The sequence below is a fragment of the Lysinibacillus zambalensis genome, assembly GCF_040183165.1.
GTDB lineage: Bacteria > Bacillota > Bacilli > Bacillales_A > Planococcaceae > Lysinibacillus > Lysinibacillus zambalensis.
Genome location: NZ_JBEGDG010000035.1, coordinates 23,005 through 35,016 on the forward strand (window position 1 = coordinate 23,005; position 12,012 = coordinate 35,016).

Sequence of the window (12,012 nt, forward strand, 5' to 3'; positions counted from 1 at the left end):
AATAATATATTCCTTTCGAAAAAAACGTTTACCTATAATGAAACTTACCAAAATACAATAAAATAAAACCTGAATGAATGCTAATATAGCCACTCACTGACCCTCATTTCTATATAGTAACTCCACTGTATAGTATACTATAGATAAGTAAATAAAAGGAATTAGAGAAGGCGTGTTAGCGGAAGATAGGTAATTAAAAGAAAGACAAAACCAGACCAAAATTCAAGCTTATATTCCAGCTCTTATAAAGCTCTTTCAAAAAATTCATTTAAAACAACAGCTCATTATCAAAATGGCGTTGCAGACAATGTCTACTTATAACGATTCTCACCAAATCTCTGGAACTCATTAAAATCTTTTTTTGAGCTTAATAACAACTAATGAAATAATTAGAAGAAACGATGTGTACCCGATTGAAATCAGCATATCTTGATTAAATTCAAATGTCTGATTCCAAAATGAAATATACATGTTATTTAAATGATAGAACGGATTCACATAGGATACATATTTCACAAAATTCGGAAGACTCTCCACAGGTACAGAAAAGCCGCCAGTGAACATAACAATTTGAAACAAAACAATAGACATAATTAGTGCTGTTTTTACTTCCTTGAAGTTTGAATAAATCGCATGAGAATAAACTAACATTATCGCATTAATAAGCAACAAACTTAAATATGAAACTAAGAAATTAACAATAGAAAGTTGCAAATCATAAATAAGTATGCCAATCAATGTTATTAAGACAAATCCTGCAGTTGCAATAATAAATGACTTGGATATACTGGACATCAGAAGAATTTTATCCGTTATAGGCGTAATGAAAAGTCTTTTTTCAATGCCTTCTGCGCGATTCATTACCTGATCAAAACCAAAGGCAAAAAATACTACTGAAAAACTAATTAGGACAATAAACGATGGTGTATACATTTGAACATAGTTCATTCCTCCACTATAGGTTGCATTACTGAACATTTGTCCCATTAAAATATATGTTACTGGCGGTACAACAACTGTGAAAACTAAATAAAATAACTCTCTAAAAAACATGATTAAGTCATATTTAATTTGTGTTAATAACATCTTTTCGCCCCCTTATTTAGAAATTTTATCTAGATAAAAGCTATTAATAGACTTATAACCTGATTTCAGTATATTTTCTGGCGTATCATATACTTCGGTTACACCGTCGTTAATGAATAGAACTCTATCACAGTAGAGTTCTATTTCATCCATGTAATGAGTCGATAAAATCACTGTACTGTCATTTTTTTTTATATATCCTGTGATACTTTCCCATAATACGTTCCGCATATGAGGATCCAGACCGGTAGTCGGTTCATCCAAAATAATCAAACGCGGTTTTGAAGAAAATGCAATGGCTAGGCTAACCTTTTGCTTCCAGCCTCCAGATAAATTATCAAAAAATGTATTTAGATGCTCCTGCAATTCAAACTCTTCGATAATTTCATTTAAATCTACTTTGCTACCATAATAGGCACGAAAAAGATCTAATAATTCTTTTACTTTTAATTTTTTATAAAACTGTGTAGGCTGAAGTACAGCAGATATATTACTTTTGATTTCTTCCAGATTAGCTTGATCAACTTCCTTCAAGTTATTACCAAAAACAGCTACCTTGCCGTCATTATAATCTTTGATCGTCATTAAAATTTCCAAGAATGTCGATTTCCCAGCGCCATTTTTACCGATAACACCAATAATTTCTCCTTTTTTAGCAGTAAAGTCTATTCCTTTCAGAACTGCTTTTTTTCCATAGTTCTTTGTTAATTTTTCTACCTTTACATTGTAATCCTGCATGGTTCACCCTCCTTATTTACATACATACTATAACTCGAGAACTCTACTGTTTTTCATTCCATGCATACAAAATGCTCCTCTATACTTAGATGTACGAAGTATTTGATTTAGGTGTTCTATTTTTATTCCTAACTGTCAACAAGATTCCCTGTGTCAGCACTTGTTTTACAAGTTCAGCTGATGTACCAGGCAGACCGCTTCATGATTAGCAAATTACCTTCTCCTTTAGGTGTTCTATGAAACTCTAATATACCCCTACCTTTCAACAAGCACGTTATGAAGGGATACTTCACGTTTCTGTCAGACCTCCCCAGCTAAGCACATACACTTTCACACCACCTATCCACCTTATTTATCCGATACGGTCTTCAAAAGAAAGCACTTTGTTTTATTGCGCAAACTCAATCGGATCTAGCTTTAGATGTAGTAATTTTCCTTGGGCAGGTGTATTTCTTCCTTCAGAGATTGGAACCTGCACCCTAGAGTTCATGCGCAAGCTACCCACACCACTAAAAAAAGCACCAGCAAGATGCTGATACTTTAGGTCTGTTAAATGCATAATCAAATGTTTTTTATTAAATTGATAGAAATTCGTGCTGTCTATCTGTTTTAAAATCTTTTAACGAGCGGACCTTCCTAACTATGAAACATCCTGAAGTTTAACTACGGCATATAATCCATACCCACTTTATAATCGTGCCTGATTATGAAAGTAGGGATTTGTCATATTGAGAGCTCGAATGGAAAATATAATTCGAAAACAAATTTTTTCACGGCTCAAACCCTGCCTGGCTCACATAAACGTGATTTTCCGGAAAGGTTTCAATGAATCGCTTATATACTTTATTAATTACATGTGGTCCATACCATTCTTCTAAACCCAGTTGGGCATATTTTTTCTCAATACCTAGTTTTCTTGTTCGTTTTCCACCACTGCCATCGCCCATGAAGTAGTCATCCATACAAATCCGATCGACGAATGGTTTCAATTTTATAGGAAAATATTCCCCACTCGGTAAGATAGGGGCTATAGCAACTTGGGTGGGTATTTCAGCAGCCGCTAGTTTTTCCAATGTCTTAAAGCGCGCCTGGATCGGAGGTGCCTTTGGCGTAAAATGTTTACGGATTGTTTCCGAATCTGTCTCAATAGTCATACTTACTCGAACTTTATCTTTAAAAAGTTGCAGCAAATCGATATCTCGACTTACAAGTGGGCTTCTAGTTTGTACTAATAGGAAGTCAGGAGGATCTTCTACCATCACTTCTAGTAAAGATCGCGTCACCTTTTCCTTATGCTCTATTGGTTGATACGGGTCTGTACTTGATGACATAAAAATGGTTACATTCCCTTTGGCTTTGGCGCGACGAAGCTCCTTTTTTAATAAATTCGCAGCTCCGTTTTTAACATCGACCCAATTTCCCCATTCCCCTTCTCGAAAAAGAGATACAGGCATTTCGCGTACATAACAATAGGAACACCCAAATGAACAGCCTGTATAAGGATTTAGGGAATGCGTATATCCCGAAAGGAAGCCAGTCCCTTTATTCAGAATGGTTTTCGGATTTTTATAAAATAATTCACTTTTCATGATGGAACCTCCATTCATTGTACGGCAATAATTACTCACAGCTAGATGAAACTTGCTTTTCTAGATCCAGTAGCAATGTCTTCATTTCTAATCCACCCCGATAGCCAGTTAATGAGCCATTCTTCCCTATTACACGATGGCACGGTACAGTAATTAATATCGGATTAGCCCCAATAGCCGCTCCTATAGCACGAACAGCTGCTGGTTTATTTATATCATTTGCAATGTCGGAATAGGATTTCGTCTGTCCATAAGGAATTCCACAAAGTGCATTCCAGACTGCTAGCTGAAATTGTGTACCTACGTACTCAAATGGAACAGTAAAGGTTTTCCGCTTTCCTTCTAAATACTGAGTGATTTCAACGACATAGGGTTCGAGCTTTTCATCATCTTCAACAAGAGGACTTCCTGGAAAGCATTTCTTAGCCCATTCGAACAATTCCTCGAATGGTTTGTTCTGTGAGCCTACAAACACAAGCCCCTTAGAAGTTGAAGCAATATAAAAATTCCAATCCTTAAACTTTAGTAAAGACCAAAAAAGGGTTGGTTTATTCTTTGTTCCCATTGTACTTTTCCTCCATTTTACTCATTTGACGAAATTGCGCTGGCGTCTGTCCCGTTTTCTTTTTAAACAAAGTAATAAAATAAGGTGTGTTTGCCATACCTACACATAAAGCGATATCTCCAATCGCTTTATGTGTTTGAATCAAATACTTTTTAGCCGCATGTACTCTAACTTGTTGTATATACTCAATCGGCGTAATGCCTTTAATCTTTTTAAATGTTCGATGCATATGATATGGACTCCCGTGACATATATTTGCTAACGATTCTAGCGTTAATTTTTCTGTAAAATTTTTATCAATGTATTCAGTAATTAAATCAACCCACTCGTTATCTGGCAGATTTTCATTAGTTGGCTTGCAACGTTTACAAGGACGAAAATTTGCGCGGAGAGCTTGTTCTGCGTTTGGAAAAATGCATACATTTTCTTTTTTCGGAACGCGAGATTTACAGGATGGTTTACAAAATATCCCCGTCGACTTTACAGCGTAGAAAAATTGATTATTGAACGCTGCATCATTATTTATAATTGCTTGCCACTTTTCATTTGTTATCATTTCTACATCATTTAAAATTCTATGTCCGTTATTAATACTATCCGGCATTGACCTCACCTCTCCTTACAATATACTCCCTATAATTTCAGAATGTATAGTTCTGGGAATGAAACAGCAATATATTGAAGTTTATTTTTTATCCTGCATTAACGGGCTATAAGACTCCAACCTCAAAACTTTGAGAAATCGGAGAGGTTTAGGTGGGAGAACAGCCCCTTAAAAGCCCAATTGGTTTAACTAATGATCAGTGGGGGATGAAGAATACCCGATTGATCAACGTTTCACTTTATTTAGAATCGTGAAAAATAATTCCAAGACCGTATCGTTCTCCAGCAGTAACCGTGCTTACTCCATGACGAACCGTATTTTTATAATATCCTTTTTTACCTTGAACAGGTCTATAGTTAGTAGGAAAAATTAGCGCACTTCCTTGTTCTAAAGTAATGACATGTCCCCTACTCTGAGCACGAGGAATTTGTTCCACTAATAGAGATTCTCCACCGCAAAAGTCTTTTTCACGTTGATTTAATACAAATACTACTTGAAACGGGAAAAATATGTCGCCATATAAATCTCGATGCAAACAATTAAATCCGCCTTTTTCATACTTTAATAGTAAAGGTGTCGGTCTAGTTTGTTCATATTCTACACAGGTGTTCAAAAAATCTTGAAGATGATCTGGAAACTGTTCTGTTTTCTTTAAATAACCTAACCATCGATTAGCTGTTTTGGCCAACTCTACATAAAGGGACTCTCTTAAACTTTGGATGATTTCAGGTAATGGATAGGAAAAATATTTGTACTCCCCATTCCCAAAGCGATATCTCGTCATATTGATTGTCGTTCTGTATGGCTCTTCTTCACAATACAATTTTTTGAAGAATTCACATTCCTCTTTTGTTAAAATCACTGGTAACTTTGCGAATCCTTGCTCATCTAATTCATGTTGAATCGAATCCCAATTTAAGCTCTCGACACGTGTTTTTATATTTTGAATCATTTTTATCAACTCCTATTTAGCATTCTTGATAATTAACACTATAACCTCATAAATAAAAAAAAATAAGGTGTTTAGAATGTAATAGCAAGATAACAAAATTAGGTAAGATTATTATGTGATAAAGTAAAATGGCAAAAGAAAATCGTAATAAGATAAGGAGAATGAAAAAGTGATATGGCATGAAGTCAATGATGATATTGTAATTACATTACCTGAAAATTTCGATATGAATGCTATCCTAGGCTATCTAACAAGGGAAAAAAATGAATGTATGTATGAAATAGAGAACGATATCATTACAAAAGTTATAGCTATTGGGGAAATTCGGTCCTTAGTACAGGTAAGTGTACTCAATAATAAACAAATGGTTGTTCAATTCCTAAATAATACGAGACCTATTGAAAAGTGGAAACGGGAAGAGATTGTAAAATACATTTATGAATGGTTTGATCTTGATAAAGATTTAACGCCATTTTATGAAATGGCAAAAGCAGACCCATTACTTAAAATACCTGCCCAAAAATTCTATGGATTGCGAGTTATCGGCATTCCCGATTTATTTGAAGCTTTATGTTGGGGAGTGTTAGGGCAACAAATTAACTTAGCCTTCGCGTACTCCTTAAAGAAGCAATTTGTAGAAAGATTTGGCGATTCCATCGAATGGAATGGTAAAAAGTATTGGGTGTTCCCACCGTACGAACGAATTGCACAGTTAACACCTACCGACCTAGCAGATATTAAAATGACGGTAAAAAAAAGTGAATATATTATTGGAATTGCTAAATTAATGGCAAGTGGAGAATTATCGAGGGAAAAATTAATGAAAATGAACTTTAAAGATGCTGAAAAAAACTTAATTAAAATAAGGGGAATCGGTCCTTGGACAGCTAATTATGTTTTAATGCGCTGCCTCAGGTTCCAGACAGCTTTTCCAATTGATGATGTAGGTCTTATTAATTCAATAAAAATATTACGTAATATGGATCGAAAGCCTTCGAAAGATGAAATCTTAGAATTATCGCTTCCATGGGAAAACTGGGAATCATACGCTACCTTTTATTTATGGCGTGTCCTTTACTGATCCATAATTTTAAACCAAGGCGGATAATCTGCCCCACCGCCAGTTCCTTGCCCCTCTTTAATCCAGCTCAACACAAAAACACCCCTTTAGATAATCATATCCAAAGGGGCAAAGCTTCGCGAGTTTATTTTAAACACCGCATTTTTTTTATAAACGGTTTATAGGCCACATTTTAACTGTGCTGCACAGTTTGTACATGTATTACAGCCACCGATTTCTTCTACAGTTCCTTTACGGCATACAGGACAAGTATTCCCTACATCCGAACCAATAACTGTTGTCGATTCTAATGCTTGAATCGTATCTACTAATACAACTGGACGCTTCGTTGGTACTTCTACTAATTCTTCCTCAAATGATAGTTGATCCATATCATTTTCTTCAGCCTTTAGTGTCAGTACTTGTGAATCACGGCTACCATCTACATAGACCGTACCACCTTTAGCGCCACCTTTATATAAACGCTCGTATACTTTTTCAACTTGTTGTACTGTATAACCTTTTGGTGCATTTACAGTTTTTGAAATAGATGAATCAATCCATTTTTGGATGATACATTGTACATCAGCATGTGCTTCTGGTTTTAACTCCATCGCTGTAACGAACCAATCAGGAAGATTATTCTCATCTACTTCCGGATGACGTTCTAAATATTCTTGTACGATTTCTGCTTTTACCTCGATGAATTTACCTAGGCGACCAGAACGGTAATATGTGAATGAGAAGTATGGCTCAAGACCCGTTGCCACGCCAACCATCGTACCAGTCGAACCAGTTGGAGCTACTGTTAGTAAATGTGAGTTGCGAATACCTGTTGCTAAAATTTGCTCTTTAATATGCGCAGGCATTTTTTGCATAAAGCCAGTTTCAGTGAATGCTTTACGTAAACGGGCTGTTTCTTCCTCAGTTGCTCCTACAAGGAATGGGAAGCTGCCGCGTTCTTTTGCAAGTTCTGTTGAAGCTTCATAAGCAGTCTCAGCAATCGTTTTAAAGATTTCATCAACTAGCTCATTACCCGCTTCTGAGCCATATTCTTTCTCACAATAAATTAGTAAGTCCGCTAAGCCCATTACGCCTAAGCCAACACGACGCTCACCTAGAGCTTGTACACGGTTTTCTTCTAAGAAGTATGGTGTAGCATCAATAACATTATCTTGCATACGAACACCAACACGAACTGTTTCACGTAGTGCTTCGTAATCAATCGTTTGATTTTCTTTATTCGCAAACTGTGCTAAGTTCACAGCTGCTAAGTTACACACAGAATATGGTGCAAGTGGTTGTTCCAATTATTGTTATCCTAAAGGCTTTTTATCCTCTAGTTCTTACAGTTCAATTCCTGTAAGTTCAGCATACATTTTCATTACACACTTTTTTCATAAACCTAAGTAGTTCTTTTCTTCCTCTATCTTCCCCAAAGATTGATTTCGAAATTACTCTAAAATCTTTAACTCCAAATTCTTGATAAATGCTTTCGATCAATGGTTGCAGAGTTGATTTTATTTGATTAAAGGGGGTTGCAGTTATAATTTCTTGATTGTCGATTGCCCATTTAATTACTGTCTGTTTAATTTCTTGATGAATTTTTGCTCGCTTTTCAACATAAGTTTGTGTGGCAACTTGAATATTCGAACTTCCAGCGCATGATTGAGTACAAAACCATTTAGATGAAGAAACAATAACTTCAAACTTGCTCCCACAACTTTTACAGATTCTTTGTTCCCTAGGTTTCTTTTGCTTACCCTTTTGAGCCAAGCCAGATTTTCTTAAACCTTCAATCATTCTTGCTTTCGCCGGACTATTAGATTCCCACAATCGCTTTGTATGTTGTCCAATTATTTTTTTAGTATGCTCATTATGTTGTTGATTGAAATGAGCATTGAACTTACCATAATTAGCTTTGTTTATTGTTGTATTTTTTGATTCTATCCATTCTGTTATCGTTGAAGTTAACGAAAATGGTACAAGTTTATACATTTCGAGCAATTCTTCATAAGAAATTAATTCGCAATTAATATCATAAGTTGTCTCAATAACCTTTAAAGCTTCTAGAGCTTTTTCTTTCGCCATAATATCGCGAGACTTAATTTCAACAATCTTTATAATATCACCGTTATCATTATAGAAGAAAAAATCAGGTTTATAAAATTTGAATCCAATATTAAATACCTTGTCTTCATAGCCCCAAGAAATTGAATGATAATCTAGAAATTTGGCATATGCATACTCATATGAACTTCTTAAATAATATGATTTATAAAAACCTGCATAACCTCTGTTCATTTGATCACAGCCTTTCTCTAATTAGGCCAGTCTATTGTTATGTGTAATGTTGCGGTCTCGTGCCCGGGTTATAGTCTACAAAGTAGGATCACCGGGTATGCGTTGCCCCTGACTGAAGTTTTACCTTTAGCCTTCGGTTCGGATTAGCATCTCAGCCTTCCCGCTTTATCCCGCAATTTTTAACGTGAGGCGAAGTCCACCACACGGGTTAGTCGCTACAACGCTTTGACCATAAGCTTTTGCGTTAGTCATGTCATTGGCGTTGTCGATGAAGAAAATACCTGGCTCTGCAGAGTACGTTGCACAAACGTTGATTAAATTCCATAATTCCTTCGCTTTAATCGTGCGGTATGTGCGTACTTTATAGCCCATTTTCTCCCATTCGCGTACATCTCCAACTTTATGCCACTCACTGTTGTAAATAGCCATTTCTTCTTTTGTATATTCTTCAACAGCTGGGAAACGAAGCTCGAATTCAGCGTCATTTTCAACTGCTTCCATAAATTCTTTTGTTAATGTTACAGAAATATTCGCACCAGTTAAAAACTCTGAATTGTGAACAGTATAAGTACCGCCATCGCGTAGTTTGTTTTCCGCTTCGCGAATAATAGCTGTATCAAAACCACCTAAGCCTTCGATACCTTTATAGTTAACAATACCTTGGTACATAGCTTCCTCTTGAGTTGAAAGAGGTTTAAAGTTTAATTTTTCTTTTGCTAGACGAATAATTGTTTTATCCGTTGTATTTTCGATTAGGTATCGTAGAATACGTGGATTTTGCATTTTCGAAATAATAAATTCCACGATATCAGGATGCCAATCTGCCAGCATAATCATTTGTGCTCCCATTTTTTGTTACAGAAAAATATTGAATTTAATTTTTCTGGCATGGTCATTTCTGCCATACTCTTATGCTTTCACATAAGATCAGACTATATCATCAAAGAATACTGTTCTTTGTCTCGTGCCTCATAAGAGCGTCACCGCCTCATATGATTTACTTCTTTCATACTTTGACAAGCTTAGAAAGTTTCAATAGTCGTTGAACGTTCATCTACGTTTCCATAGATGCTTCGCTGCTGATTGCCCAATCTTTTCTTTTTTCAAGCATTCACGCCTAGCTTTGCAGCTTACGTTGTAGCAAAAAAAGCTCTAAGGGTGTTCCAGCAATTCACGAGATTACGTCGCCGAGTCTTAACGACGCGAGCCACCTTGTTCAACAAGATGAGTCAGTTTCGCGATATCATCTAACCATGATACAGAGCCAGATGATTTACCATTTACACCACGTGCTAAAGTGTTACGTGGACGCAATGTCGAACCATTTGTCCCTACACCACCACCGCGGCTCATAATTTCCATCACTTGCTTACGGTGATCACTTATTCCTTCACGTGAATCTGCTACAAATGGCATTACGTAACAGTTGAAGAAAGTTACATCCGTTTCAGATCCAGCTCCATAAATAACTCGTCCAGCTGGAATGAATTTTAATGAAACTAGCTGCTCATAAAACTTCTCATACCATTCTTGGCGTTTCTCTTGTGTTTTTTCAACAGCAGCAAGCCCTGTTGCATTTCGTTTTGCGATTTGTTCATAAAATATTTCAAGAGGCTTTTCTAGCACGTCAATTGAACGCGTAATCACACCCGCTTCTTGCTCTTTCGGATCATCTATAGCACTACGGTAATCTTCCTCAATCAAAATTTCTGCTGTTTTTGTAGACATATCAAGCTTTTGGATTGTCCCTAAACCACGTGCAGGGAATTTTGGATCTGCCTTTACTGTTAATACGACGAAATCACCGGCTTTTAACGTTTTCTTTTCCGTATCTTTAAACGAGTAGCGATCGATCATTACAAGTCTAGATACACCTTTATGCGTAATATGCATATCAGGTGTTACAGGATGAACCTGTGGAAATTGTTCAATATCTTTGTTTAACTGTTCAAATTTGTTTACTTCGGGTTGATGATTTGTGAGTACCATCGTTTTGCCTCCCTTATTTTCTGCTTTACAAATATAAATACACAATATCATGTGTCGTTAAACACTACATATTGTGTATATGTCTTAAAAAAAGATACTATATATAGTTTTTTAATTCAACTCTTGCAATTTCGAACGGAATGCTAACTGCTTGTTACTACAAGGGTTGAACGCTAAAAAAATATTTTTCTTATACCATTTTTTATTTTTTGAAGTTCCAGTCATCACATGCATATTTTTTTTCTTCTAGTGCATGTACATATTCTAATTGCTCCTCAGAAAGTGTAAATGGTTTTAAATCAATTTGCAACGATTTTGCAAAACCATCTCTAAAAGCTGTCACACATTGTTCAATAGTCACAGGTTCTTTAACAAGGTTATTGATAGCAACCGCTTTTTCAGGCATCTTTCTACGCATACGTGCCTTCGCCTCTTCACTTGAAAAATTGAAGACAGATAATAATTTTTCTTGATCTAAATCAAGTAAAATAGCTCCGTGCTGTAAAATAACACCTTTTTGACGAGTTTGTGCACTACCTGCCACTTTTTTACCTTCTACTACAAGCTCATACCAACTTGGCGCATCGAAGCAAACTGCACTTTTAGGTTTCTTTAAGTCCGCTCTTTGTTCTTCAGTATTAGGAACACTAAAATAAGCATCCATACCTAGATTATGAAACCCTTGCAATATCCCTTCACTTAACACTCTATATGCCTCTGTCACTGATTCAGGCATATCTGGATAGCTTTCTGAAACAATGACACTATATGTCAATTCATGTTCATGTAAAACGGCTCTTCCACCTGTTGGACGACGAACAAAGCCTAACCCTTGTTCTCGCACCGCTTCTAGATTAATATCTCTTTTCGCTTGTTGAAAATAGCCAATCGAAAGAGTTGCTGGCTCCCACTCATAAAAACGAATAACCGGTGGAATTAAACCTTCACTATGCCAATCAAGTAATGCTTCGTCTAATGCCATATTGAAAGATGGGCTACATTTCCCTGAATTTAGAAAATACCAAGTTGTCATATTTTCATCTCCTACAATTAATCATTTATGCCTCGGCATAAATGCGTCCGGGAAACGGAAAAAAGGGAGAAACAAAAGAGAGGGGGGGCAAC

Annotated in this window: 10 protein-coding genes and 3 pseudogenes; 1 reads left to right on the top strand and 12 read right to left on the bottom strand. The window is 36.1% G+C overall.

Going from position 1 to position 12,012, the window contains the following annotated elements; genetic code table 11:
- Positions 1 to 348 precede the first annotated feature (348 nt).
- The 7 genes from ABNX05_RS24590 to ABNX05_RS24620 all read right to left on the bottom strand — a co-directional run bounded on the left by ABNX05_RS24590 (position 349) and on the right by ABNX05_RS24620 (position 5,534).
- Entirely contained in the window at positions 349 to 1,086 is a 738-nt protein-coding gene (locus ABNX05_RS24590) for an ABC transporter permease (RefSeq protein WP_349662101.1), read from the bottom strand.
- A 12-nt stretch (positions 1,087 to 1,098) separates the two neighbouring features.
- Positions 1,099 to 1,824, bottom strand: coding sequence for an ABC transporter ATP-binding protein (locus ABNX05_RS24595; RefSeq protein WP_349662102.1), 726 nt, complete (start codon positions 1,822 to 1,824; stop codon positions 1,099 to 1,101).
- A 388-nt stretch (positions 1,825 to 2,212) separates the two neighbouring features.
- Positions 2,213 to 2,383 (bottom strand): hypothetical protein, encoded by a 171-nt coding sequence (locus tag ABNX05_RS24600; protein WP_349662103.1) that lies wholly within the window; start codon positions 2,381 to 2,383, stop codon positions 2,213 to 2,215.
- A 211-nt stretch (positions 2,384 to 2,594) separates the two neighbouring features.
- Positions 2,595 to 3,413: an SPL family radical SAM protein gene (locus ABNX05_RS24605; protein WP_349662104.1), complete on the bottom strand. Its 819-nt coding sequence runs from the start codon at positions 3,411 to 3,413 to the stop codon at positions 2,595 to 2,597.
- Between the two features lie 31 nt (positions 3,414 to 3,444).
- The gene (gene adaB / locus ABNX05_RS24610) at positions 3,445 to 3,978 is read right to left on the bottom strand and encodes a methylated-DNA--[protein]-cysteine S-methyltransferase (RefSeq protein ID WP_349662105.1); all 534 of its coding nucleotides are present in this window, start codon (positions 3,976 to 3,978) and stop codon (positions 3,445 to 3,447) included.
- On the bottom strand, positions 3,962 to 4,582 hold the full coding sequence (locus ABNX05_RS24615) for a bifunctional transcriptional activator/DNA repair enzyme AdaA (protein WP_349662106.1): 621 nt from the start codon (positions 4,580 to 4,582) through the stop codon (positions 3,962 to 3,964). Before ABNX05_RS24615 ends, adaB begins: the two co-directional genes overlap by 17 nt.
- 238 nt (positions 4,583 to 4,820) lie before the next feature.
- A complete protein-coding gene (locus tag ABNX05_RS24620; protein ID WP_349662107.1) occupies positions 4,821 to 5,534 on the bottom strand; it encodes a 2OG-Fe(II) oxygenase in 714 nt (237 codons plus the stop codon).
- A 169-nt stretch (positions 5,535 to 5,703) separates the two neighbouring features.
- On the opposite strand from ABNX05_RS24620, the gene ABNX05_RS24625 reads away from it, so the two are divergent.
- A complete protein-coding gene (locus ABNX05_RS24625) occupies positions 5,704 to 6,615 on the top strand; it encodes a DNA glycosylase (RefSeq protein ID WP_349662108.1) in 912 nt (303 codons plus the stop codon).
- Between the two features lie 158 nt (positions 6,616 to 6,773).
- Here ABNX05_RS24625 and ABNX05_RS24630 read toward each other — a convergent pair.
- From ABNX05_RS24630 to ABNX05_RS24650, 5 genes and pseudogenes are all read right to left on the bottom strand, one after another.
- Positions 6,774 to 7,901, bottom strand: a pseudogene (locus ABNX05_RS24630) (ribonucleotide reductase barrel domain-containing protein); the annotation flags it as partial.
- A 61-nt stretch (positions 7,902 to 7,962) separates the two neighbouring features.
- On the bottom strand, positions 7,963 to 8,898 hold the full coding sequence (locus ABNX05_RS24635; RefSeq protein ID WP_349662109.1) for a restriction endonuclease: 936 nt from the start codon (positions 8,896 to 8,898) through the stop codon (positions 7,963 to 7,965).
- A gap of 198 nt (positions 8,899 to 9,096) precedes the next feature.
- Positions 9,097 to 9,744: pseudogene (locus tag ABNX05_RS24640) on the bottom strand (ribonucleotide reductase barrel domain-containing protein); the annotation flags it as partial.
- 351 nt (positions 9,745 to 10,095) lie between these two features.
- Positions 10,096 to 10,887 (bottom strand): annotated as a pseudogene (locus tag ABNX05_RS24645) (ribonucleotide reductase barrel domain-containing protein); the annotation flags it as partial.
- 202 nt (positions 10,888 to 11,089) lie between these two features.
- Positions 11,090 to 11,920: a lipoate--protein ligase family protein gene (locus tag ABNX05_RS24650; RefSeq protein WP_349662110.1), complete on the bottom strand. Its 831-nt coding sequence runs from the start codon at positions 11,918 to 11,920 to the stop codon at positions 11,090 to 11,092.
- Positions 11,921 to 12,012: the final 92 nt, after the last annotated feature.